Source organism: Burkholderia humptydooensis (assembly GCF_001513745.1).
In the GTDB taxonomy this organism is placed as follows: domain Bacteria; phylum Pseudomonadota; class Gammaproteobacteria; order Burkholderiales; family Burkholderiaceae; genus Burkholderia; species Burkholderia humptydooensis.
This window is the reverse complement of record NZ_CP013382.1, coordinates 233,687-256,456: the sequence shown is the minus strand read 5'-3', so window position 1 is coordinate 256,456 and position 22,770 is coordinate 233,687. Positions and strand designations below refer to the sequence as shown.

General features: G+C 67.9%; 20 protein-coding genes and 4 pseudogenes. 7 read left to right on the top strand and 17 right to left on the bottom strand.

From position 1 onward, the window contains the following. Positions 1 to 54 precede the first annotated feature (54 nt). The 3 genes and pseudogenes from AQ610_RS38190 (at position 55) to AQ610_RS20545 (ending at position 1,675) form a co-directional block, all read left to right on the top strand. Positions 55 to 286, top strand: a pseudogene (locus tag AQ610_RS38190) (hypothetical protein). Further along, positions 256 to 528: a hypothetical protein gene (locus tag AQ610_RS20550; protein WP_009915974.1), complete on the top strand. Its 273-nt coding sequence runs from the start codon at positions 256 to 258 to the stop codon at positions 526 to 528. Before AQ610_RS38190 ends, AQ610_RS20550 begins: the two are co-directional and overlap by 31 nt. 154 nt (positions 529 to 682) lie before the next feature. After that, on the top strand, positions 683 to 1,675 hold the full coding sequence (locus tag AQ610_RS20545) for a DedA family protein/thiosulfate sulfurtransferase GlpE (RefSeq protein ID WP_006029125.1): 993 nt from the start codon (positions 683 to 685) through the stop codon (positions 1,673 to 1,675). A 120-nt stretch (positions 1,676 to 1,795) separates the two neighbouring features. Here AQ610_RS20545 and AQ610_RS20540 read toward each other — a convergent pair whose 3' ends face one another. The 8 genes and pseudogenes from AQ610_RS20540 to AQ610_RS38185 all read right to left on the bottom strand — a co-directional run bounded on the left by AQ610_RS20540 (position 1,796) and on the right by AQ610_RS38185 (position 10,004). Beyond that, positions 1,796 to 3,256 (bottom strand): OprD family porin, encoded by a 1,461-nt coding sequence (locus AQ610_RS20540; RefSeq protein ID WP_043283212.1) that lies wholly within the window; start codon positions 3,254 to 3,256, stop codon positions 1,796 to 1,798. Between the two features lie 157 nt (positions 3,257 to 3,413). Next, positions 3,414 to 4,532, bottom strand: coding sequence for an ABC transporter ATP-binding protein (locus AQ610_RS20535; RefSeq protein WP_006029127.1), 1,119 nt, complete (start codon positions 4,530 to 4,532; stop codon positions 3,414 to 3,416). Then, positions 4,529 to 5,518 carry an ABC transporter ATP-binding protein gene (locus tag AQ610_RS20530; RefSeq protein WP_006029128.1) on the bottom strand — a complete coding sequence of 330 codons (990 nt, stop codon included), beginning with the start codon at positions 5,516 to 5,518 and terminating at the stop codon, positions 4,529 to 4,531. Before AQ610_RS20530 ends, AQ610_RS20535 begins: the two co-directional genes overlap by 4 nt. 1 nt (position 5,519) lies before the next feature. Next, the gene (locus AQ610_RS20525; protein ID WP_006029129.1) at positions 5,520 to 6,422 is read right to left on the bottom strand and encodes an ABC transporter permease; all 903 of its coding nucleotides are present in this window, start codon (positions 6,420 to 6,422) and stop codon (positions 5,520 to 5,522) included. Positions 6,423 to 6,434: 12 nt separating this feature from the next. Next, a complete protein-coding gene (locus AQ610_RS20520) occupies positions 6,435 to 7,373 on the bottom strand; it encodes an ABC transporter permease subunit (RefSeq protein WP_006029130.1) in 939 nt (312 codons plus the stop codon). A gap of 17 nt (positions 7,374 to 7,390) precedes the next feature. Continuing rightward, positions 7,391 to 9,010, bottom strand: coding sequence for a peptide ABC transporter substrate-binding protein (locus tag AQ610_RS20515; RefSeq protein WP_006029131.1), 1,620 nt, complete (start codon positions 9,008 to 9,010; stop codon positions 7,391 to 7,393). 183 nt (positions 9,011 to 9,193) lie between these two features. Further along, positions 9,194 to 9,775, bottom strand: a complete 582-nt coding sequence (locus tag AQ610_RS20510) for a cupin domain-containing protein (RefSeq protein ID WP_015602757.1) — start codon at positions 9,773 to 9,775, stop codon at positions 9,194 to 9,196. Continuing rightward, positions 9,759 to 10,004, bottom strand: a pseudogene (locus AQ610_RS38185) (hypothetical protein). The gene AQ610_RS20510 and the pseudogene AQ610_RS38185 overlap by 17 nt, the downstream one beginning before the upstream one ends. Between AQ610_RS38185 and AQ610_RS38180 the strand changes: the two are divergent. The 3 genes and pseudogenes from AQ610_RS38180 (at position 9,972) to AQ610_RS20500 (ending at position 12,230) form a co-directional block, all read left to right on the top strand. Then, a pseudogene (locus AQ610_RS38180) lies at positions 9,972 to 10,224 on the top strand (hypothetical protein). The pseudogenes AQ610_RS38185 and AQ610_RS38180 sit on opposite strands and share 33 nt — an antisense overlap. A 187-nt stretch (positions 10,225 to 10,411) precedes the next feature. Then, positions 10,412 to 11,914 carry a peptide MFS transporter gene (locus AQ610_RS20505; RefSeq protein WP_043283214.1) on the top strand — a complete coding sequence of 501 codons (1,503 nt, stop codon included), beginning with the start codon at positions 10,412 to 10,414 and terminating at the stop codon, positions 11,912 to 11,914. A gap of 112 nt (positions 11,915 to 12,026) precedes the next feature. Next, a complete protein-coding gene (locus AQ610_RS20500) occupies positions 12,027 to 12,230 on the top strand; it encodes a hypothetical protein (protein ID WP_006029134.1) in 204 nt (67 codons plus the stop codon). A gap of 45 nt (positions 12,231 to 12,275) precedes the next feature. On the opposite strand, the pseudogene AQ610_RS20495 reads toward AQ610_RS20500, so the two are convergent. The 9 genes and pseudogenes from AQ610_RS20495 to AQ610_RS20455 form a co-directional block, all read right to left on the bottom strand. Next, positions 12,276 to 13,127 (bottom strand): annotated as a pseudogene (locus AQ610_RS20495) (phosphodiester glycosidase family protein); the annotation flags it as partial. Between the two features lie 2 nt (positions 13,128 to 13,129). Next, on the bottom strand, positions 13,130 to 14,071 hold the full coding sequence (locus tag AQ610_RS20490; RefSeq protein ID WP_006029136.1) for a LysR family transcriptional regulator: 942 nt from the start codon (positions 14,069 to 14,071) through the stop codon (positions 13,130 to 13,132). A gap of 270 nt (positions 14,072 to 14,341) precedes the next feature. Then, positions 14,342 to 15,352, bottom strand: coding sequence for a cyclase family protein (locus AQ610_RS20485; protein ID WP_045554703.1), 1,011 nt, complete (start codon positions 15,350 to 15,352; stop codon positions 14,342 to 14,344). Continuing rightward, positions 15,345 to 16,856 (bottom strand): MmgE/PrpD family protein, encoded by a 1,512-nt coding sequence (locus AQ610_RS20480; protein WP_043283415.1) that lies wholly within the window; start codon positions 16,854 to 16,856, stop codon positions 15,345 to 15,347. Before AQ610_RS20480 ends, AQ610_RS20485 begins: the two co-directional genes overlap by 8 nt. Further along, positions 16,853 to 17,725, bottom strand: coding sequence for an HpcH/HpaI aldolase/citrate lyase family protein (locus AQ610_RS20475; protein WP_006029846.1), 873 nt, complete (start codon positions 17,723 to 17,725; stop codon positions 16,853 to 16,855). The genes AQ610_RS20480 and AQ610_RS20475 overlap by 4 nt, the downstream gene beginning before the upstream one ends. Beyond that, a complete protein-coding gene (locus AQ610_RS20470; RefSeq protein ID WP_045554772.1) occupies positions 17,722 to 18,960 on the bottom strand; it encodes a CaiB/BaiF CoA transferase family protein in 1,239 nt (412 codons plus the stop codon). The genes AQ610_RS20475 and AQ610_RS20470 overlap by 4 nt, the downstream gene beginning before the upstream one ends. A 108-nt stretch (positions 18,961 to 19,068) precedes the next feature. After that, a complete protein-coding gene (locus tag AQ610_RS20465; protein ID WP_006029848.1) occupies positions 19,069 to 20,232 on the bottom strand; it encodes a zinc-binding dehydrogenase in 1,164 nt (387 codons plus the stop codon). A gap of 58 nt (positions 20,233 to 20,290) precedes the next feature. Next, positions 20,291 to 20,878: an isochorismatase family protein gene (locus AQ610_RS20460; protein ID WP_009915991.1), complete on the bottom strand. Its 588-nt coding sequence runs from the start codon at positions 20,876 to 20,878 to the stop codon at positions 20,291 to 20,293. Between the two features lie 11 nt (positions 20,879 to 20,889). After that, positions 20,890 to 22,338 carry an MFS transporter gene (locus AQ610_RS20455; RefSeq protein WP_006029850.1) on the bottom strand — a complete coding sequence of 483 codons (1,449 nt, stop codon included), beginning with the start codon at positions 22,336 to 22,338 and terminating at the stop codon, positions 20,890 to 20,892. Between the two features lie 44 nt (positions 22,339 to 22,382). On the opposite strand from AQ610_RS20455, the gene AQ610_RS36265 reads away from it, so the two are divergent. Further along, positions 22,383 to 22,715 (top strand): hypothetical protein, encoded by a 333-nt coding sequence (locus tag AQ610_RS36265; protein WP_162486725.1) that lies wholly within the window; start codon positions 22,383 to 22,385, stop codon positions 22,713 to 22,715. Positions 22,716 to 22,770: the final 55 nt, after the last annotated feature.

Genomic DNA, 22,770 nt, shown 5'->3' with positions numbered 1-22,770 from the left:
ACGACACGCCCGTCTCGCGGCGGGCCGATCGCATCTTCACTCATACTTTTCGCCGTGACGCGCCGCCACAACATGCGGGTTTGCGCGAACGCCGAACGGCTGCCGCGCAACGCGCGGCGACGCTTCGGCAGGCCGCCCGCCCGCGCCGCTCGAACGCCTCGCGAAATTCTCATTGCTGCCGTCCGGTTCGGTTAAACTGCATTGAAGCAGTCCGCAAAGCAACATTTCCTACTTCACGACACGAGGACACGTTCAATGCGCACGACCGGTTCTTCCGGGGCCATGACCCTGCTGACCGAATTCGATCCGGCCGACGGCCGCGAGCTTCGCTCGCTGCGTCTTGCGGCCACCGAAGACGGTAAAAGCGTACTGCTCATCGAAGTCGACGAACGCAAGCCCGGCATCCATCGGGAAGTACGCTACGAAATCACCCCCGCCGAGTTGATCGCCGCGATTCGTTCGCACGGCGCGGAACTGCCCGGCGAAACGCACGGCACCATCCCGCTCGCCCGCACCACGACGCACTGATCCCGCCACGGTGAGGCCGCGCCCGCTCGCGCCCTCACCGTCCTCGCCGCGCGTCCATCCGCGGCGTGATCCCCTTTCCGAAAATAGCCGATAATCGGCACATCCACGCGCTCCATGCCGCGCGCTTTTCGCGGCGACCGTCCATTGTTTCGTCATGCTTCATGATCTCGTCGCCCGCTTCGGGCCGCTCATCGTGTTCGTCAACGTGCTCGCCGCCGCGATCGGCCTGCCTGTGCCGGCGATGCCGACGCTCGTGCTGTTCGGCGCGATGGCGACGCTGCATCCGGATGCGCTCGGCGCGCAGCTCGCGCCCGTGCTCGCGCTCGCGGTGCTCGCGGCGCTGATCGGCGACACCGTGTGGTACGTCGCCGGCCGGCATTTCGGCGGCCGCGCGCTGAAAACCTTATGCAAGCTTTCGCTGTCGCGCGATAGCTGCGTGAAGAAGACCGAGCGCTTCTTCGGCCGCTGGGGCGTGCGCGTGCTCACGGTCGCGCGCTTCATTCCGGGGCTGTCGCTGATCTCGGTGCCGATGGCGGGCGCGCTCGGCACGCGCTATCGAACGTTCGTCGGCTACGACGGGCTCGGCGCGCTGCTGTGGGCGGGCTGCGGCGTTGCGATCGGATTCGCGTTCGCGAAACAGATCGACTGGCTGTTCACGGGCGCGAACCAGCTCGGCCGCGCGGTGCTCGTCGTGATCGTCGCGCTGCTCGCGCTCTATACGGCCGTGCGCTGGATGCGCCGGCGCGCGCTGATTCGCCAGCTCGCGAACGCGCGAATCGACGTCGACGAGCTCGACCGGCTGCTGCGAACCGATCCCGCGCCCGTCGTCTTCGATGCGCGCTCGCCCGAGCACCGCAAGCTCGATCCGTACGCGATCCCCGGCGCGCAATTCGCCGACGAACGCGATCTGCGCGACATCGTCGCGCGCTATCCGGCCACGCAGAAATTCGTGATCTATTGCTCGTGCCCGAACGAGGTGTCGGCGGCGCTGATGGCGCAGCGCCTCAAGCAGGCGGGCTTCGCCGATGCGCTCGCGCTGCGCGGCGGCCTCGACGCATGGCGCGACGCGGGCCGGCGATTGGCCGAGCTCGATCCGCAGCCGGTGGGCGAAGCGCCAGCGCTCGCGTCGGCGCCGAAGACCGCCTGATTCGTCCGATCGAACGGCGGCGCGCCCGCGCGCGAACGCGAACGCCGCGCGCACGCAGCAACACCGACGCCGGACGGCGGCAGCCGAATCCTCGCCGCCGCCCGATTCGCTTCGGCATCCTCAGAACACCTTCACGGGGACGTTCACGACCAGCCGGTATTCCTGATTGGTGCTGTCCGAGTAGTGCGCCGAGCCGACGTGCCACATCGCGATGAACGTGATCTTCGTATCCTTGAGCTTGCCGCTCTGGATCGTGTACGACGGAATGAAGCCGAACTCGTGGTGACGGCCCTGCACCGGCGCGCCGTCCTTCCAGTAGATGCTCGAGCGCGTCGGATCGAGCGCCGCGCTCGCGGAGCCGTCCGCGCCCCAGCCCGTCACGCCCCACACCATCGCCTTGAAGCCGGGCAGCCCCGCCTCCTTGCCGTAGAACGTGTAGCGCAGTTGCAGCGATTTTTCGTGCGGCGCGTTGTAGTCGACGTCCATCGAATCGACGAGGAAGATGCCGTTCGTTTCATTCAGGTAATCGAAGAACTGGTCGCCGAGCACCTGCTGATAGCCGAGCAGCAGTTCGTGCGGGCCGTGCTGCGCGGCGAGCGACAGGCTGTATGCGTTGTTGTCGATCTTGCCCTGGCGCGCGTCGCCCGTATCGCGCGTCGAATAGAAGTTGCCGAAGCCCGTCCACTTGATCGCCTGCGGCGAACCGTAGCTCTGCTTGACCGAACCGTAGTACTGGCGCCAGACGTCGTCGGCCTGGCCCGCGTAGAACGACGCCGAGCCCGTCGACGAATAATCCCACGTGCCGCCAACGTACGTGAAGCGATCGACGCGCGTGCCGCCGTATTGCGTCGTCAGGTTCGTCAGCGTCGTATGACCGCGCGCGTTGGTCTTCGTGAAGCTGCCCGCTTCGAGCATCACGTTCTTGAATTCGTTGCTGACGATCGTCGCGCCGAGGAACGTCGGCGGCAGCGCGCGGTTGTCGTGCTGCTCCATGAACGGATTGTCGACCGCCTGCAGACCGTACTTGATCACCGTGTTCGAGATGCGCGCCTTTACGTCATAGATGCCGGGAAACGCCCACGCGAGCTGGTTCGAGCCGCCGCCGCCCTTCGCGATGTGCACCATGTTGCCGCCGCCCGCGCCGCCATCGAGCTTCAGCGCCGCATAGATCGACGCATCCACGCCGAAGCCGATCAGCCCGCCCGTGTAGCCGGACTCGAAGTTCGCCATCACGCCCTGAATCCAGGCATGGCGATGCGGTCCGCCCTTCGAATCGAGCACGTCCGCGTAGTTGCGCAACAGCACGTCGAAATGGCTGTCGGCAATGAAGCCGTTCGATTTCGCCTGGCTCGACACCGGCTCCGGCGGCATGACCGCCTGCGTGGCGTCGGCGTTGATGATGGCGTTCGGCGTCGTCGCCTGCTGCACGAGCGTCGCGGCGGATGGCGCCTGAGCCGGCGCGGCAGGCGCCGCATCGTCCGCGCGCGCGGCACCCGAAATCGACACGCCGGTGAGCATCGGCAGTCCCCACGCGAGCACGACTGCCCGCGCGACCCTCTTCATCGATCGATGTTGTGTCATTGCGCTTCTCTTTTTATGTTGACTACCCACTCGCCGGCCGCGCATCGCGGCCGGCGATACCCCGACGCGCCGCCGTGACGACGCGCCTTCCCACGGCGCGAAGATCTTTCGCGCCGTCCACACCCCTGTTGGCTTGTTGTGTCTTTGTCGGTCCTGCTCAGCCCGGCGCGCCGCCCGTGCCCGCCCGGATGCACGCGACGCGCGCGGCCGTCGCCCCACGCACTTCGGGCTGCGGCACCTCGCGCGCGCACGCATCGATCGCGTCCGGGCAGCGCGTGCGAAACGCGCAGCCCGACGGCGGATCGAGCGGCGAAGGCATCTCGCTTGCGAGCAACAACGGGCGCCGCGCGCGCTCGCGCGCGGGCTCCGGCGTCGGCGCGGCGGCGAGCAGCGCGCGCGTGTACGGATGCTGCGGCGTGCCGTACACGTCGCGGCGCGTGCCGAACTCCATCACGCGGCCGAGATACATCACGAGCACGCGCTGGCTGATCGCCTTGACGACGGCGAGATCGTGCGCGACGAACAGGTAGGACAGCGAAAGCTCGCGCTGCAGATCGCGCAGCAGATTGACGATCTGCGCCTGAATCGACACGTCGAGCGCGGACACGGGCTCGTCGCAGATCACGAGATGCGGCTCGCCGATCAACGCGCGCGCGATGCCTACGCGCTGGCATTGCCCGCCGGAAAATTCGTGCGGATAACGAAGCAGGTGGTGGGCGTTCAAGCCGACGCGCTCGAGCATCGTCAACACGCGGCGGCGCACTTCGTCGCGGCCGATGCCCGGCTGATGCGTGACGAGCGGCTCGGCGACGACCTGCTCGATCGTCATGCGCGGATCGAGCGACGCGAGCGGATCCTGAAAGATCATCTGCATTTCGCGGCGAATCTTGCGCGCGTCGCGGCGCACGCCGCTCACGATCGGCGCGCCGCGCCACTGCACGGTGCCCGCCGTCACCGGCGCGAGGCCGATCAGCGCGCGCGCGAGCGTCGACTTGCCGCAGCCCGATTCGCCGACGAGCCCGACGGTCTCGCCGCGCTTCACGTCGAACGACACGCCGTCTACCGCGCGCAGCGTGCCCTTCGGCGACCACGGATAGCCGCCGAGCGGCACGCGGAAATGCACCTTGAGATCGTGCACCGACAGCAGCGCATCGGTGCGCGATGACGCATCGACGCTTCGCGCCTCGACGCCGGAGGCAACGCCTGCGCCCGGCGCGCCCGGCGATGCCGATACGAATGACGAAGTGGAAGAAATGAGATCGGTCGCGGCGCTCATCGCAGCCCTCCCGTGATTTCCGCAATGGGCCGATGACACGCGCGCACAGCGCCCGCGTCCGAATAGGGAATCAGATCGGGGCGCTCGGCGCCGCATCGATCCGATGCGTGAGAACAGCGCTTCGCGAACGCGCAGCCGAGCAGCCCCTGGCCGGGCAGCGGCGGATTGCCGGGAATCGCGACGAGCGGCACGTCGTCGGGCGCGTCGAGGCGCGGCAGCGCGTTCAGCAGGCCGATCGTGTACGGGTGCGACGGCGCGGAGAAGATCGCGTCGGCGCTCGCGTATTCGACCGTGCGGCCCGCGTACATCACCATCACGTCGTCGGCGAGCCCCGCGACGACGCCCATGTCGTGCGTGATCAGCACGATCGACGTGCCGCGCTCGCGGTTCAACTCGCGCAGCAGCTCGATGATCTGCGCCTGCACGGTGACGTCGAGCGCGGTCGTCGGCTCGTCGGCGATCAGGACCTCCGGCTCGAGCAGCAGCGCCATCGCGATCATCACGCGCTGCCGCATGCCGCCCGAGAACTCGTGCGGATACATCCGGACCCGGCGCGCGGCGTCAGGAATCCTGACCGATTCGAGCGCCTCGATCGCACGCTTGACCGCGTCCTTGCGCGACATCTTCCGATGGAGCTGCAGGCTCTCGGTCATCTGCCGCTCGATCGTCAGGAACGGATTGAGCGACGTCATCGGGTCCTGGAAGATCATCCCGATCCGGTTGCCGCGCACCTCGTTCAACTGCCGCATGCTCATCCGCAGCAGGTTCTCGCCGTCGAACAGCGCCTCGCCGGACGTCGCCCCGTTTCCCGCGAGCAGGCCGAGCAGCGCCATCACCGTCTGGCTCTTGCCGGAGCCCGATTCGCCGACGATGCCGAGCGTTCTGCCCGCTTCGAGCGAGAACGACACGCCCGACACCGCGTCGATCGGCTCGCCTTCCCTGCGCGTGAAGCGCACGCCGAGATTCTTGACTTCGAGCAGCGCCATCTCAGCGGTCCTTCGGATCGAGTGCGTCGCGCAAGCCATCGCCGACGAAGTTCACGCAATAGAGCGTCACGCACAGCATCACGGCGGGCGCGAGCAGCAGCCACGGCATCGCCTCGAGCTTCTGCGCGCCGTCCTGGATCAGCACGCCCCAGCTCGTCATCGGCTCCTGCACGCCGAGCCCGAGAAACGACAGCACCGATTCGGTCAGCACGATCGCCGGCACGCTGACGGTCGCGTAGACCACCACGACGCCGAGCAGATTCGGCACGATGTGGCGCCGCACGATCGCGGCCGGCGCGACGCCGATCGCGCGCGCCGCGTCGACGAACTCGCGCGTGCGCAGCGAAAGCGTCTGGCCGCGCACGACGCGCGCCATGTCGAGCCACGAGAACGCGCTGATCGTCAGCACGACGAGGATGAACGAGCGGCCGAACAGCGTCATCATCAGGATCGCGATCAGCAGATACGGAATCGCATACATCATGTCGACGACCCGCATCATCGCCGCGTCGACACGGCCGCCGGCAAAGCCCGCGACCGCGCCCCACGCGACGCCGAAGAGGCCCGACACGAACGTACCGAGCAGGCCGACCTCGAGCGACACGCGCCCGCCGATCAGCGTGCGCACGAGCAGATCGCGGCCGAGCTCGTCGGTGCCGAACCAATGCGCGTTCGCGGTGGTCGGCGCGAGACTGATCGACGACCAGTCGCTCGCGGCCGGATCGTTGGGCAACAGCAGCGGGCCGGCGAAGCACGCGAGCGCGATCAGCACGAGCACCGCGAGGCTCGCGAGCGCCGCGCGGTTGCGCACGAAGCGGCGCGCGGCGAGCTCGAGCGGCGTGCGCGAGCGCGGCGGCGCGGCGGCCGGCTCCGGCAGCTCGATCGAAGAGGTAACAGGCGTCATCGCGTCGCCCTCTCAATAGCGGATGCGCGGATCGAGCCACGCGTACGCGAGGTCGACCAGCAGGTTGAACAGCACCGCGCAGACGGTCGTCAGCACGACGAGGCCGAGCACGAGCGTGTAGTCGCGATTGATCGCGCCGTTGACGACGAGCTGGCCCAGGCCCGGCAGCGCGAACACCGATTCCGTCACGACGGCCGCGGTGATGGACGAGATGCAGACCGTGCCGAACAGCGACACGACAGGCATCAGCGCGGGCTTGAGCGCGTGGCGCAGCACGATCGTGTGACCAGGCAGCCCCTTCGCGCGCGCGGTGCGGATGTAGTTGCTCGACAGCGTCTCGATCATCGAGCCGCGCATCACGCGCGCGAGCAGCGATACGTTGATCAGCGTGAGCAGCGTGACGGGCAGCACGCGGTAGCGCCAGCCGCCGTCGCCCCAGCCGCCGGCGGGCAGCCAGCCGGCGCCCTCGGACGTCTTCAGCGCGATCGCGAAGATCAGCACGAGCACCGGGCCGAGCACGAACGGCGGAATCACGTTGCCGAAGTTGCCGATCAGCATCACGAAGCGATCGACGAAACTGTCGCGCCGCACCGCGGCGATCGTGCCGAGCAGCACGCCGAGCGCGATCGACAGCGGAATCGACACGCCGCCGACGCCGAGGCTCACCGGAAACGCCTTGCGCACCAGATCGTTGACGGACCAGTCCGTATAACGGAACGAAGGGCCGAGATCGCCTTGCAGCAGCGAGCCGAGATACAGCAGGTACTGCTTCCACAGCGGCTCGTCGAGGTGGTACTTCGCGTTCAGGTTCGCGAGCGTCGCGGCGGAGAGCTGCTTCTCGCTGTCGAACGGCCCGCCGGGCGTGAAATGCAGCAGCAGGTAACAGACGGTGACGACGGCGAGGATCGTCGGCACCGCCCACAGCGTGCGTCGCAATGCGTAGGCCAGCATGATCGGCTCCGCTCCAGTCAGTGCTTGGTCAGGTACATGTCCTGCGAGGCGCGCATGTCGATGTAGTTCGTCAGCGTGTAGCCGCCGACGTACGACTTCACGAGGCGGTCCGCCGAATACTGGAAGAGCGGCACCATCGGATAGTCGTTCATCGCGAGATCGTGCGCCTGCGTGAGCAATGCCGCGCGCGCGCCGTCGTCGAGCTTCTGGTTCGCCTCGGCGACGATCGCATCGACCTTCGGGTTGCAGTAGCCGACCGTGTTCTGCGAACTGCCGCAGCGGATCAGGTCGAAGAACGTCATCGCGTCGTTGTAGTCGGCGAACCAGCCGTCGCGCGCGACCTGCACCTTGCCGTCGTGGCGCTGCTTCATCAGCACCTTGAACTCGACGTTCTCGAGCTTCGCCGTCACGCCGAGCTTCGTGCGCCATTCGGACGCCGCGAACAGCGCGACCTTCTTGTGCAGATCGTTCGTGTTGTAGGTCAGCGTGAACGTGAGCGGATTCGCGTCGCTATAGCCCGCCTGCTTCAGCAGGTTCTTCGCGTAATCGACGCGCCTGGCCATCGGCCACGACGCCCAGTCCGGCGTGAACGGCCGCTGCACGCCCTTCACGCCCTTCGGCATCAGCCCGTACATCGGCACTTCGCCCGCCTGCGTGATCTTCGACGTGAGAATCTCGCGGTCGAGCACCATCGCGAGCGCTTCGCGCACGCGCTTTTCCTTCAGCGCCGGATCGCTGTTCTTCAGGTAGTAGTAATACGTCGCGAGCTGCAGCCCCGGCCGCAGCTCCTTGCCGAACTGCTTGCTGACCTGGCCGAAGCCGCCCGCGGGAATCGAATACGTATAGTCGATCTGGCCCGCCTGGTACATCCGCAGCGCGGTCTCGTCGTTCTCGATCGGCAGGTACGTCACCTTGCGGACCACGACGTTGCGCGCGTTCCAGTACTTGTCGCTCTTCGCCATCACGATCCGGTTGTTCGGCTGCCAGTCGACGAGCGTGTACGGGCCGTTGCTCACGATGTTCTTCGGGCGCGTCCACGCATCGCCGAACTTCGCGACCGTGTCCTTGTTGACGGGCGCGAGCGGCGCCATCGCGGTGAGCTCGGGGAAGTACGACACCGGCACCTCGGTCGTCACCTCGATCGTGTACGGATCGACCGCGCGAATGCCGAGATTGCCCGGCGGCTGCTTGCCCGCGATGATCGCCGACGCGTTCTTCACGAACTCGACGAGGATCGTGTATTTCGAGCCCGTCTTCGGATCGGCCAGACGCTGCCACGAATACACGAAATCCGCGGCCGTCACGGGCTGCCCGTTGCTCCACTTCGCGTCGCGGCGCAGCTTGAAGATCCACGTATCCGGCGCCTTGTGCTCCCACGCTTGCGCGACGCCCGGCACCACCGCCCCGCTCGCGTCGATGCGCGCGAGCCCCTCGAACAGATCGAGGCCGATCGTGTTGCCGGTCCACGATTCGATGTGCGCGGGATCGAGCGATTCGACCTCGGCGGGCACCTGCCGCGTCAGGTCCTGCTGATCGGCAAGAGCGACATTCGAGGGAACGGTGACGGCCGAGGCGGATTGCGCGGTCGTCAGGGCGAGCGCGGCCAGCACGGCCGCGAAGGCATGCGTGTGTTTCATCGTGTGCGATTGATAGCAGTAGCGGGTAGCGGAATGGCACGCGCGGCACGAAGCCGTGCGCGGCGCGAAGAACGCTTAGGGCTGCGGAGAAACGGGGGGCCCCTGGTGCCTGTATTTCATGTTAGTCATCCTTACGTTCCTTTCGGCAGGCACCCCATCCAGCACATGAAGGAATGCCCCGCCCTAGAACAATCTCGGCGTTCCCACCCAGACCACCACCGATTCGATCTTCGCGGTGTTGACCCAGCTATGCGGGACCGTCGACTGGTAGTGCGCGCTGTCGCCGGCATGCAGCGCGAACGACTTGCCTTCCAGCGTCAACGACACCTCGCCCTCGATCACGTACAGGAATTCCTCGCCTGCATGCGTCGTGACCTCGGAGCGCTTCTGTCCCGGCGGCATCCGCACGAGAATCGCCTCGAGCTGACGCCCCTCCGGCACGTTCGTCAGCCGCGCGAACAGGTTCGCCGAGTCGGCGAAGCTGAAAAAGCGCAACTGTTCGCCGCGGCAGACCGAACGCTCTTCGCTCGGCGTCTCGACGAAGTACTGCACCGTAACGCCCAGCGCGTGCGCGATGCCGGCCAGCGACGTGATGGACGGCGACGCGAGCCCGCGTTCGACCTGCGACAAAAACGGCTTGGAAATACCCGCGGCGGTCGCTGTTTCGTCAAGCGTGCGCTTCAGCCTCTGCCGCAACGCCCGAATCTTGCTCCCGAGCGCCACACCCGCATTGGCTGGCCGCGTGTTTTCAGTGGAAGGAACCATAGCAGGCCGAAATCTGATCGTCAAAAAATGTTTGATGGAAAATAACGAAGTTTGATAGATATGACTTACTCTTCGTCGTCCCGAACTACGCCGCCGCCCTGACGCGGACACAGCGAACGGCGGCGGCAAGATCGGGACGGCACGCTATCTTGCCAGACTCGCCGCCTTCACAGGCAAGCTGCACGCGGGTTTGCGCGTGTTGCGACAGATCACGGCAACCGGCTTTCAATCAGCCCACGGCCATGAGCAGCAAAGAAGACAGCCCTCTTTTTCGGGGATTACCCTGAGTGACGAAGAACAGACACGCCGCGCGAATCGCGGCCGCCTCGCTGGCCGCGACGATCTCGCGGCCAGCCCGTTTTTCACCGGCGACGTCGCACGGCCCATCCGCCGCGCGCCGCGCCTCGCCTTGCGCCCCGACCCGGGCGCTTGCCCGCTTGACGACATGACAACCACTTGCACTTTCCAGCGCGCCGCACGCGCATGCTTCGCCACCTCGCCACCTCCACCGCGCAATCCACGGGCAGGCGCCGATCCGCCGGGCCCCGCACGCCGCCACGCCGCGGCCGGCGTCTCGCCCGCTATCCGTCGCGCCGTCGCGCGCGGCGTTTCGTCTGTTCAATCCAGAGGTGCACAATGAATACTCACGTCTCCCAGACCCGCTCGTTCACGACGGTCTTCATGATCGAAATGTGGGAGCGCTTCGGCTACTACGGGATGGCGGCCCTGCTCGTCCTGTTCATGGTCGACAAGCTCGGCTTCACCGACGGCCAGGCGAACCTCACCTGGGGCGCGTTCACCGCGCTCGTCTACGCGTCGCCGTCGATCGGCGGCTGGATCGGCGACAAGGTGCTCGGCGCGCGCCGCTCGATGGTCATCGGCGCCGTCGTGCTGTGCGCAGGCTACCTGATGCTTGCGATTCCGAACGATCATCTCGCGTTCATGTACGCATCGCTCGGCGTGATCGTCGTCGGCAACGGGCTCTTCAAGTCGAATGCCGCGAATCTCGTGCGCCGCATCTACGAAGGCGACGACGCGCGCATCGACAGCGCGTTCACGATCTACTACATGGCGGTCAACATCGGCTCCACCGCGTCGATGCTCGCCACGCCGTGGATCAAGGATCACTGGGGCTGGCATGCCGCGTTCGCCGTCTGCTGCGCGGGGATGGCGCTCGGCATCCTCAACTTCGTGCTGATGCATCGCACGCTCGCGCACATCGGCTCGCAGCCCGATGCGCAACCCGTTCACTGGCGCCGCCTCGCGGCGGTCGCGGCGGGCGGCGTCGCGCTCGGCCTCGTGACGATGTACGTGCTCGGGCACAAGCGGCTCGCGGTCGCGAGCGTGTGGGTTGCCGCGTTCGCGATCCTCGCGATCTTCGCGTACATGATCGCGAAATCGAACCGCTCCGAGCGCTCGGGCCTCATCGCCGCGCTGCTCCTGATCGCGCAGGTGATTCTGTTCTTCATCTTCTACGTGCAGATGCAGACATCGCTCACGCTGTTCGCGCTGCGCAACGTCGATCCGCGCTTCATGCTGTTCGGCACGACGCTCTTCACGTGGAGCCCCGCGCAGTTCCAGGCGCTCAACCCGATCTGGATCATGCTGCTGAGCCCCGTGCTCGTCGCGATCTACGACGGCCTCGGCAAGCGCGGCCGCGATCTGCCCGTCGCCGGCAAATACGCGCTCGGCTTCGGCGTCGTCGCGCTCGGCTACCTCGCGTTCGCGATCAGCGGGCACTTCGCGGTCGACGGCCGCGTGTCGTCGTGGTTCATGGTCGCGGGCTACGGCTTCTACTCGCTCGGCGAGCTGCTCGTGAGCGGCCTCGGCCTCGCGATGATCGCGCGCTACGTGCCGGCGCGGATGGGCGGCTTCATGATGGGCGCGTACTTCGTCGCGACGGGCGTATCTCAATATCTCGGCAGCGTCGTCGCGAACTTCGCGCAGATGCCGTCGAACGATCTGCCCGCAACCGCGTCGCTGCCGCTTTACATCAAGCTGTTCACGGGCCTCGGCTGGCTCGCGGCGGCCGGCATGGCGATCGGCCTGCTGATGCTGCCGCTGATGAACAGGCTCTCGCGCGAGCATCACCGCTGCGAAGCGCAGCGTCGCGGAGCGCAGGCCGCCGCCGCGCACTAGTGAAATCCCTCGACATGTAACTTGCGCGCCACATTCTCCCTACGGTTCGCCCGCAAGCGTCCTACACTGAAACCAATTCGCCGGCACGGGCGACATCGGCAGGGAGAGTGCGATGAAAAGCAAGACGACGAGGCTTTGGCGGATGCTGTCGGACATCCGCCGCGCGCAGCGGTGCGCGGCGCTGCGCGCGGCGGCTGCGGCGGCCGACGTCGACGCGCTCCTGACGGAGCGCGACGACGATCCCCGCGACGCGGACGAGGCAACGCAGGACGACGCGTCGAGCGCGAAGCGCGCGAGGACCGACCTGCGCCATTGATGGCGCCACACCGTGCGCGCAGGCCATGCGCGCGCGGCTTCTTCGTCAGCCCGGCAACAGCATCAGCGTGTCGCCGGCGCCCCGCTCGCCCGTCGCATCGGACGGATGTCCGACCGCCTTCCCGCCGATCACCATGTTGCTCGATCCGCCGCCGTCGAGATTGACGGCCGACATCGCGCCGAGCCACGCCATCACCGCCGCCGTTTCCGGAATGCTCGTGCCGACGCTCAGCGCGGGCAGCCGGCCGTCGATCTCGACGAGCAGGATCGTGCCGCCGGCCGCGACGCCGACCGCGGTGCGCCCGTTGCGCGCGACGTACCAGCCGTTGTACCAGTTGCCGTTCGCTGTGCCGCCTTCGCCCGCGTCGACGCCGCCCACCGTCGGCGCGATACCGCGAGGCGCGTGCCCGGCGTCGCGTGCGCCTGCAGCCACGCGGCGCTCGCGCCGAGCCCCTGCGGCACGTAGCCGTTCGGCGGCGGCGCCGCGCCGAGCGTCGCGTGGCCGGCGACGACGGCGCCGTTCGCACCGACCGCGAGCTCGTATCTCGCGCCCTGGTAGCCCGCGTCGACGAGTGTGTTCGACGCGCCGCCGCGCAGGTACAGCGAGTCATACATCACGAGGTCGTCATGGTTCGTGCACACCGTGTCCAGCGCCGGCGCGCTCGTCGGCGTGCGCGCCGGCACGCCGCAATTGACGACCGTGCCGAGGATCGGCCGGTTCAGCGTCTGGACCGCGATCGCGCTGCCTTGCGCGTCGGTCAGCGTGATCGTCGTCGCGAGATTGCGCACGACCGTCGCGCGCGAGCAGCAGGCCGGGGCGCTTGCCGATCGCCGCCGCGACGAGCCGCCCGTCGGCCACCGTCGCGCCGACAGGCGAGCGCGGCGACAGCGCCGCGCCGCTCAACCCACCGCGCTCGCCTCTTCGAGCACGCCGCGCTGCTGGATCGCGTCGACGACATCCGTGATGCAGTTGCGCAGCCAGTTGTGCGCGACGCTGTTGTCGTAGCGCCGGTGCCAGTACAGCGACCACGTCACCGGCTCGAGATCGAGCGGCAGTTCGCGAATCGCGAGGCGCGAGTCGCCGAGGCTCAGCGCGTGCCGCTCGGACATGATGACGGCGAGCGGCAGCGCGTCGAGCATGCTCGGCACGACGAGCCAGTGCGGCACGTTGAACGCGATGCGGCGCGTGAAGCGCATCTCCGCGAGCATGGTATCGATCAGGCTGCTGTCGACGGGATTGATCGATACGTTGAGAAAGTCGAGCGCCGCGAAGCGCTCGAGCGTGAGCGGCCTGTTCGCATCCGGATGGCGGCGGCTCAGCACGCAGACGAGCCGGTCCTGAAACAGCACGTGCGACGAAATCGAGCCCGGATGATCGAGCCCCGCGCAGACCGCCATGTCGAGCCGGCCGGAATCGAGCGCCTCGATGGTCTTGTCCGCATTCAGGTGCATCACGTTCATCCGGATGTGCGGAGCCGTCCCCCGAATATTGCGCAGCAGCGGCGGCAACAGCAGCAATTCGGTCAGGTCCGACATTCGAAGCGTAAAACGGCGATCTGACGTAAATGAATCGAATTGATTTTCCGGAACAAATAATTCTTCGATCTGTTGCAAGATCTGACGAATCGGGCAAGCGAGCGCTTTCGCCCGGGGCGTCAGCTCCATGCCGAGCGGCGTGCGCACCAGGATCTCGTCCTTGAACACGTAGCGCAGCCGCCCGAGCGCGTTGCTGACGGCCGGCTGCGTCAAGCCGACCCTTTGTCCGGCGCGGGTCACCTGCCGCTCCGCGAGCAGCGCATCCAGTATGACGAGCAGATTCAGGTCGATCGAGCGTAGATTCATGATTGCGCCATTCCTTTTCCGAAATTGGCCGCCAAATGATCAGCCTTCGGAATTTTCGAAATACAAATAAAAATTGAATTTAGTAATTCGACGAAAAAGAATAGCCCAATTATTTAAATACCTTGCCTCAATTAGAATAAGAGCACGGTTTCCGTTACAGGCCGGAAAGGATCGTCATTTTTGTAAACATCCCGGATTCGCAAGCGGCGGCGCGCGAAAAAACACGCGGCGGCCGAAGCCGCCGCGTGTTCTCTCTCGGGTCGTCGCGATTCAGACGGTCGCGACCGGATTGACAGGAGAGCCGACCAGCCCGCGAATGTGCAGCGGCGGCGCCGTCAGCAGAAACCGGCTGCGCCCTTCCATACGCAACCACTCCGCCAGCGGCGTCAGCCTCCACAGCTCGCCCAGGTGAATCCCCAGCTTGAACAGGCACAGCTCATGCAACGGCATCAGCGCGCCGGGGACCTCCCGCGACTTCAACACCCCGGGCCGCTCTTCCACCGCGTGATTGTCCGCCGCCAGCACCGACAGCCCGCTCTCGTCCACCCACTTCAGCAGCCGCCCGTCCTCTCCGTCCAGCACGCAACACCCCGTCAACGCTCCCGCCTCCTCCCCCAGCAACCTCTCCGCGAACCCCGTGTGCACGCACACCATGTCCCCGCGCTCCACCTCCACACGGTCCGCCTCCAGCACCCGCATCAGCGCGTCGTAGCCCACCTTGCGCCGCCCGTCTCCGTAGTGGTGCCGCAGATCGATCAGCACTCCGCGTCCCTGTACCCCCGTCTGCGCCATCACCTCGATCCCCAGCGCATGCGCGCCGCCCTCGCTGTCCCCTTCCTTCGGCACCACCACGTGCTCCCCCAACCGGTAGCCGTTGTAGAACACCACCTCCGCATGCCCATCATCGTCCGCGTCGAACACCCCGCCCACGTGCGACAGCGCATCCCACTGCGTCGAGTACTGCGAGTGCACGCAGAACGCGTCGTCGCACACCACGTCCGTCGCGTTGCGCGCCGATTCGTCCGCCCTATACCCAAAGTACGGACGCCCCCCCAGTTGCGCCGCCATCACCCGCGGCGGCTGCCGCCGCGCGTTCAGCCCTCCACCCCGCGGCACGTCCAGCGGCAGGCTCAGCGAAAACACCTTCCCCACCTTCACCTCCAACAGCCCCTCCAGCACCTTCCCCTCCGTCAGCCAGTTCAGCCGCCCCTTCTGGTCCTCATCTCCAAATTCACCCCAGTTCGACCCAGCCGGGCGCCGTTTCCATCTTCGTTCAGTCAAGCGAGCCTCCCGTATCGGTCGACGACGCGCCGGCCGAGCCGGTCGTCAATTCCACGAGCGGCGCGAGCGACCCGCCGTCGACGAGCGCCGACACCGCATCGCGCAGCGCGAGCGCCAACGGCATGCCGAGCGTCGCGCCCGCGGCCAGCATGAACTTCGCCGTCAGCTCCTGCTCGGTCAGCGGCCGCGCATTGGTGCCCTTGCTCGATTCGATGCGCGCCTCGAGCGCATGCCCGTTCACGGTCGTCACGCGCATCACCGCCGGCAGCCCCGCCGGAAAGCGCGCATCGCACCACGGATCGGCGACGCAGCGCACCTTCGCGGCGAGCGCGCGCCGCGCGGGATCGTGCACGTGCGCATCGTCGAAGTCGTCGAACCAGACGCCGAGCCCGCCGCCGCCGAGCAGTGCGGCCGCGACCGTGTACGGCCCCGAGAACGCGGCCGCATAGCCGTTCGGCGGTCGCATCTTGATTTCGGCGGGCTCGCCGATCGTGCGCAGCGTCGGGCCCGCGACGCTCAGCTCGATCGACGCCACCTCGTCCGCGTGCAAGCCCCCGGCCTTCAGTTGCAGCGCGGCGTCGATGCCCGGGTGCGTGAAGTGGTTGCACGGATACGGCTTGAAGATGATCTGGCTCGTCTCCCATTCGTCGCCGAGATGGCTCAACACTTCGTTCGGATCGGCGAGATCGCCGCACCACGCATGGAAGAAGCCGAACCGGCCTTCGAGCGCGGTCGGCGGCGCGGTGACGCCCGCCGCCGCGAATTCCGCCGCGCTCACGCCCGCGTGCGCGGCCCAGCCGCAGTGAACGCGCTTGACCGAGCCGCCCGTGCGGTTCGCTTCGAGCAAGCCGGCGCCCATGCTCGCGGCGATGCCGAGCGCCGACGCGATCCCCACCGCATCGAGCCCGTACAGCATCGCCGCGGCCGCCGCGGCGCCGAGCGTGCCGCAGATCGAGGTCGCGTGCTGGCCGCGATCGAAGAACACCGAATTGCCGAGCCGCTCGTTGTACGCGGCGACGCCGAGCCGGATGCAGATCTCGGTGCCGACCGTGATCGCGTCGAGGAGCGCCGCGCCCGAAGCGGTCGTCGCCTCGGCGACGGCGAGCGCCGCGGGAATCACCGACGCGCTCGGATGCAGCACCGACAGCATGTGCGAATCGTCGAAGTCCATCGCGTGCGCGAGCGTGCCGTTGACGAGCGCGGCGCCCGCCGCAGGCAGCCTGTCCCGCGCGCCGACGACGCCCGCCGGGCCGCGTGCCGCCCAGCCGCGCGCGACGCGCAGCACCGCCTGCGCGACGGACTCGCGATGCGCGATCAGGCTGTTGCCGAGCAGGTCGAGCACGCGCGCGGCGGCCTCTTCGCGCAGTTGCCGGTCGAGCCCGTCGATGCGAACCGCGGCCGCGAAGCGGCCGAGCGCGCCGACGATGCCGTCGGCGGGCGGCGTGGCGACGGGCGCGGCGCGGCGCGCAGCCACCCGTGTGATGGTCAGATCGGCTTCGTTCATGACAGGGCTCCGTTCGAACGCAGGTTGCCCGCGAGCGCGAGCGTGACGCGCGCATTCGCGATCAGCGGCGGCGCGACGACGCGCCCGTCGGGCAGCACGAACACCGACGACGCGGACGACGCGCCGGCGGCCGCGTCGACCGCGTCGAGAATCCGCTCGGCCGCCTCGATCTCGTCGGCGGACGGCGTGAACACCTCGTTGATCACCGGCACCTGCGACGGATGGATCGCGAAGCGGCCGACAAAGCCCATCGACTTCGCGCGCAGCGTCGATTCGCGCAGCCCGTCGAGATCGGTCAGCGTGTGATAGACGGTCTGGATCGGCCCGGCGAGCCCCGCCGCACGCGCCGCGACGACGCAACGCGCGCGGCACACTTCGAGCGTGAAGTTGTCGACGCCGATCTGCAGATCCGCGCGCAGATCGCTCTCGCCGAGCCCGATCCGCTCGAGCCGCGGCGAAGCGGTCGCGAGCTGATATGCGGTTTCGACGCCGTACGCGGATTCGATCAGGATCTGGATGCCGGCCGCGCTGCCGAGTGCGTCGAGCCACGCGGCCACTTCGCGGATCTCCCGCGGCTCGTCGCACTTCGGCAGGCGCAGCGCGGACAGCGCGGGCAGCGCGATCGCCGCGACGTCGTCGCGGCACCACGGGCTCGAATACGGATTGACCCGCACGTAGGTCGGCTTCGCCGGCCCCGCCGCGAGAATCTTCGCCGCGGCCTCGCGCGCGGTGGCCTTGTGGGTGGCCGGCACCGCGTCCTCGAGGTCGAGGACGATCGCATCGGCGTCGCTCGCATAGGCCTTGTCGACGACAGCCGCCTTGTGCGCCGGCACGTACAGGTAACTGCGGTGATTCGCGCTTCTCGTCATAGTGCGCCTCGTTGGGTCAAATCGGCGAGTTCGCCGGCATCGATGCCGAGCGCGCCGAACACTTCGTCGTTGTGCGCGCCGCGCCGCGGCCCGCCCCAGCGGATCGCGCCCGGCGTGTCGGACAGCCTGAACGGCACGTTGTGCGTGCGGAACGCGCCGAGCTCCTCGTCGCGCACCGTCACGATCGAGCCGAGCGCCGCGTACTGCGGATCGCGCAGCACGTCGGTCACGTCGTAGATCGGCGCGATCGCGGCCTCGGCGCGCTCGAACTCCGCGATCGCCTCATCGCGCGTGCGTTGCGCGATCCAGCCGCCCACCGCCGCATCGAGCTCGTCCGCGTGGCGCGCGCGCCCCGCGCCCGTCGCGAACCACGGCTCGTCGACGAGATCCGCGCGTCCGACGAGCCGCATCACGCGTTCCGCGATGCTCTGCGCGGACGTCGACAGCGCAACCCACTTGCCGTCCGAACTCCGGTACACGCCGCGCGGCGAATTGTTCGACGAGCGGTTGCCGGTGCGCGGCGGCACGACGCCCGTCTGGTCGTAGCTCGCGATCTGCGCGCCGAGCGCGGCGAGCATCGTCTCGATGATCGCGAGATCGACGACCTGGCCGCGCCCGGTGCGCTCGCGCGCCTTGAGCGCCGTGAGCGTCGCGAACGCGGCGTTCAGGCCCGCGATCGTGTCGGCGAGCGGAAACGACGGCAACAGCGGCGCGCCGCCCGCCTCGCCCGTGACCGACGCGAGCCCGCTCATCGCCTCGGCGAGCGTGCCGAAGCCCGGCCGGCTCGCATACGGGCCGAACTGCCCGAAGCCCGTCACGCGCACGAGCACGAGGCGCGGATTGACCGCCGACAGCACGTCGTAGCCGAGCCCCCAGCGCTCGAGCGTGCCGGGCCGGAAGTTCTCGATGATGACGTCCGCCGTCGCCGCGAGCTCGCGAAACAGCCGCTGACCGTCGGCATGGCCGAGATTGAGCGTCACCGAGCGCTTGTTGCGCGCGATCACCTTCCACCAGAGCGGCACGTCGTCGCGCCGCGCGCCGTACTTGCGGGCGGGGTCGCCCGTCGGATGCTCGACCTTGATCACGTCGGCGCCGTAATCGGCGAGCATCGTCGCCGCGAGCGGGCCGGCGAACAGCGTCGCCGCGTCGATCACGCGGATGCCGTCGAGCGGCGGCGCATCGTGCGCGCGCGTTCGCGTCTCGGCTTGCCGCTCATCGATGTCCACGTTCGTCATCGTGTTCTCCAATCGGCTCGTCGGCCGGAGCGCGTCGCGCGATCCGGCCCGTTCATTTGGATGACTAATCGTCGTCCGGCGCGCTTCGCCCCGGACGGCGCCGTCCCGTCAGACGGGATTGACCCGATACAGCGGGAAATACGTCTTGATCTTCCCGTTGACGTAGTCGGAGGCGAGCGCCGGCACGTCGTCGAAATCGTAGATCTCGGTCGGCTCCGGCCCGACCCAGTCCGTCGATTCCTGGAAGTCGCGAATCGCCTCGCTGTCGTCGTATCGCCACGCGTGCGTGTGAATGTGCAGCCGGCGATTGATGCACTCGGTCGCGCGCAGGTTCCAGAGCCGCATGCCGGTCTTCCAGCCGACCGTCGCGACGATCCCGGTGCGGCCGATCACGCGCATCGTCGCGCGATAGAGCGCGCCGCCCAGATTGTCGAGGAAGATCGCGACGCCGCGTCCGCCGCTCAGCTCGCCGATGATCTCGGCGAACGCGCTCTCCGACGCGCGGTAGTTCGCCTGATAGTCCGGATCGCCGCGGTAGCGCTCCTCGTCGTACGCGAGATGCGGGAAACCGCGCCGGTCGACAGGCGTGATGCCGAGCTTCTCGATGTCGGCAAGGCGCTTGTCGCCGCTCGCCGTCATCGCGACGCGAAAGCCCTCGCGCTTCGCCAGTTGCAGCTCCGCGAGCGTCGTGCCGCCGCCCCAGCCGAACACCAGATAGTCGGCAGGATCGACGTCCGGCAGTTGCGCGCGCCAGCACTTCGACGCGATCTTCCAGTTGTCCCACGCGGTGAAGTAGCGGCCGTAGGTCGCCCATTGCAGCAGCGAATGGCGGCTGTCCTTCGGCACGGGCACGAGATTGTCCGCGCGGATCTTCGTGCGGCGCGCCATCACGCCGATCGTCCCCGGCGCGTCGTATGCGTAGACGAGCTCCGCGAAGCCGTTTTGATCGCGCTTGCCGAACGGCATCACCATGCAGATCTCGCCGATCTCCGGGCGCTTCGCGCCGCGACCGCGATCGACGACGCGCACGAGCGCGCCGTTGCCGAGCACGATCTTCTCTTCGCCGCGCTGGCGGCAGATGTCGACCGGATTGCGCGACAGCGCGTGGTCGAGATTCGCCTCCCACGAGCCGTACAGCGGCTCGACGAGCGCTTCGTCATCCTCAAGACCGGCGAACTGGAACGTCTCCCGGCGCAGCTCGCCGGGCACCGGCGCGTGCTTCTTCGTCTGTTCGGGGCCGGCATACAGCACCCATGCTTCAGTCGTGATCATCACTAGTCCTCGATGGATGGCAAACGTTGGGGAATGCGCGTTGCGCGGGCTGGCCGCTTCAGCGCGCCTGCTGCGTCTCCAGTGCCGCCTCGACGTCGGACGCCGTCGCGACTTGCCCGAGCTTCGGGAAGATCTGCGTGAGCGCGAAGGTCTGCGCGTCGGTCGACCAGGTGCTGACCGCGTCGCTGACGATGACGACGTTGTAGTTGTTTTCGTAAGCCTGGCGTGCGGTCGACTCGACGCCGATGTTCGTCGCGATGCCGGTCAGCACGATGTCGGTGATCCCGCGGCGGCGTAGCTGCACGTCGAGATCGGTGCCCGTGAACGCGCCCCACTGATGCTTCGTGACGACGACGTCGAGCGGCTGCACGCCGAGCGCCGGCGCGAACGCACTCCATTCGGGATCGAGGTTCGGCGGCGAAGGCGGCACGCCGGTCTTCACCTTCAGCGCGACGGCGCCGTCCGGCTGATAGCTCGTGTGCACGAAGATCACCGGCAGCTTGCGCGCACGGAACGCGCTCGCAAGCTCGGCCGTCTTCGCAACCACGTCGCCGCCCGATTGGGGCACCACGGGCAGCGAAACGATGCCGTTCTGCAGGTCGATCGCCACGAGGGCAACGGTCGGATTGAGCGTAGGAATGGACATGTCAATCGGTCTCACTTCTGTTGGGGAATGGGTTGAGAGGCCGCGTCGATGTGCGGGCTCGACGCCGCGTTGAACAGCAGCAGCGCGCTGACGGCGAGCAGCGCGAGCGCGAGCGCGTGCAGCCCGCGATCGCTCGCCGCATGGCCGAACGCGATGCCCACGAGCGCGAACGACAAGCCGCCGCCGACGTACTGCGAGGTCCGGTAGAGTCCCGCCGCCGCACCGATCCGCTCGCCCGGCGCGCTCCGGTAGAGCGTCGCCTGGTTGCCGAGATTGTTGAATCCGTTCGGAATCCCGAACACGATCGACAGCGGGACGATCGCCCATACCGGCATGTCGGCCGACATCAGCGCCATCACGCCGCAGCCGACGCACAGCATCGCGGAGCCGAACACCAGCACCGGGCGCGATCCGCGGCGATGCGTGAGCCGCGTCGCGACGAGCGTCGTGATCGTGCCGAACGCCGAGATCGGCAGCATCACGAGGCCGGCGTCGCGCGCGGCAAGGCCCTTGACGTCCTGCAGCCACATCGGCAGCGAATAGAAGATCGCGTAAAACACCATGTACGTGCCGATGCAGCGCAGATACGTCGCGACGAGCGGGCGATTGCCGGCGAGCATCCGGACGTCGACGAGCGGCTCGGCGACGCGGCGCTCGTGGCCGACGAGCAGCGCGCCGAACGCAATGCATGCGCCGAGCAGCAGCCGGTCGGGCGCATCGAACGCGGTTTGCAGGAACGACAGCAGGCTCGCGAGCGTCGCAACGAACAGCGCGGCGCCGAGCCAGTCCTGCTCGCGCAGCGTCGCACGGCGTTGCCCCGCGCGCGGAGCGTCGGCCGGCAGCCACGTCATGCCGAGCACGAACGCGACGACGACGAGCGGCACGTTGACCCAGAACACGCCGCGCCAGCCGGCGTACTGCACGAGCAGGCCGCCGAGCGGCGGGCCGAATGCGACGGCCACCTGCGCGGCGATCGAGATCGCGCCGAGGCTGCTCGTCGGCGTCGCGCCCTGCGCATGGCGCTGCGACCACGCGCGGATCATCGCGATGCCGGCCGGGTACGCAGCCGACGTGCCGATCCCGAGCATCACGCGCGCCGCGACGAGCCAGCCAAGCGACGGCGCCCACGGCGCCAGCGCGGCGGCGGCCAGCACGATCGCGAGCCCGGCGAGGAAGATCCGCTTCGCGCCGAAGCTGTCCGCAAGCCGGCCCATCATCGGCTGCCCGACCGCGGTCGCGAGATAGAGCCCTGACACGAGCCACATGACGTCGACATCGCCGCCGCCGGAAAACGCGCGCCGGATGTCGACGAGCGCGACCGCGATCATCGACGAATTCAGCGCGTTGAGCAGCGTGCCGAGCACGATCGGCAGCACGAGCGTGCGCGGCAGCGAGAGTCCGCTCTTGCCAGGCGCGCCGCCGTGCGCATCGGTCAGGGTATCGCTTCGGTCCAGCTTCATGGTGGCTTCGCGTGGCGCCGCTTCGGACGCAATCGGAGTTGAACGTGGCGTTCACGATAGCGATTCGCACGCACCATTTGAAATGGATTGTTGCGATGCACACATTCATGCGGGGAATGCGCGCCCCGCGCCGGACCAGCGCCGCGCGCGGTTTAGTGCGTTTCCGGAACAGGCTTTCCGGGCTGCGCTGGCGCGCTGCAGCAGTGCATGCAGGCAACGAACGCGCGGCATGGACGCGCGTGATGAGGGGGCGTTCCGATCCCGAAACGCATGCCAAAAACGAAACAGGCGTGCGCAGGCATTACGCGAACGCTTCATCTATCGATCGCTGTGTCTCGCGTTTGCGCGCACTGCTCATGCATCGTTTTCGTGCATGACGATCGACGAACCCACCGAAGGAAACCGGTGCGATGCCGCGCAACGAACGGACCG

Excerpts from the sequence above, each read along its gene's own strand:
- AQ610_RS20490 (WP_006029136.1), bottom strand. The coding sequence starts at position 14,071 with ATGAATCTACGCTCGATCGACCTGAATCTGCTCGTCATACTGGATGCG.
- AQ610_RS20525 (WP_006029129.1), bottom strand. The coding sequence starts at position 6,422 with ATGACGCCTGTTACCTCTTCGATCGAGCTGCCGGAGCCGGCCGCCGCG.
- AQ610_RS20520 (WP_006029130.1), bottom strand. The coding sequence starts at position 7,373 with ATGCTGGCCTACGCATTGCGACGCACGCTGTGGGCGGTGCCGACGATC.
- AQ610_RS20510 (WP_015602757.1), bottom strand. The coding sequence starts at position 9,775 with ATGGTTCCTTCCACTGAAAACACGCGGCCAGCCAATGCGGGTGTGGCG.
- AQ610_RS20480 (WP_043283415.1), bottom strand. The coding sequence starts at position 16,856 with ATGAACGAAGCCGATCTGACCATCACACGGGTGGCTGCGCGCCGCGCC.
- AQ610_RS20540 (WP_043283212.1), bottom strand. The coding sequence starts at position 3,256 with ATGACACAACATCGATCGATGAAGAGGGTCGCGCGGGCAGTCGTGCTC.
- AQ610_RS20505 (WP_043283214.1), top strand. The coding sequence starts at position 10,412 with ATGAATACTCACGTCTCCCAGACCCGCTCGTTCACGACGGTCTTCATG.
- AQ610_RS20500 (WP_006029134.1), top strand. The coding sequence starts at position 12,027 with ATGAAAAGCAAGACGACGAGGCTTTGGCGGATGCTGTCGGACATCCGC.
- AQ610_RS20545 (WP_006029125.1), top strand. The coding sequence starts at position 683 with ATGCTTCATGATCTCGTCGCCCGCTTCGGGCCGCTCATCGTGTTCGTC.
- AQ610_RS20515 (WP_006029131.1), bottom strand. The coding sequence starts at position 9,010 with ATGAAACACACGCATGCCTTCGCGGCCGTGCTGGCCGCGCTCGCCCTG.
- AQ610_RS20530 (WP_006029128.1), bottom strand. The coding sequence starts at position 5,518 with ATGGCGCTGCTCGAAGTCAAGAATCTCGGCGTGCGCTTCACGCGCAGG.
- AQ610_RS20460 (WP_009915991.1), bottom strand. The coding sequence starts at position 20,878 with ATGTCCATTCCTACGCTCAATCCGACCGTTGCCCTCGTGGCGATCGAC.
- AQ610_RS20470 (WP_045554772.1), bottom strand. The coding sequence starts at position 18,960 with ATGACGAACGTGGACATCGATGAGCGGCAAGCCGAGACGCGAACGCGC.
- AQ610_RS20455 (WP_006029850.1), bottom strand. The coding sequence starts at position 22,338 with ATGAAGCTGGACCGAAGCGATACCCTGACCGATGCGCACGGCGGCGCG.
- AQ610_RS20535 (WP_006029127.1), bottom strand. The coding sequence starts at position 4,532 with ATGAGCGCCGCGACCGATCTCATTTCTTCCACTTCGTCATTCGTATCG.
- AQ610_RS20465 (WP_006029848.1), bottom strand. The coding sequence starts at position 20,232 with ATGATCACGACTGAAGCATGGGTGCTGTATGCCGGCCCCGAACAGACG.
- AQ610_RS20475 (WP_006029846.1), bottom strand. The coding sequence starts at position 17,725 with ATGACGAGAAGCGCGAATCACCGCAGTTACCTGTACGTGCCGGCGCAC.
- AQ610_RS20550 (WP_009915974.1), top strand. The coding sequence starts at position 256 with ATGCGCACGACCGGTTCTTCCGGGGCCATGACCCTGCTGACCGAATTC.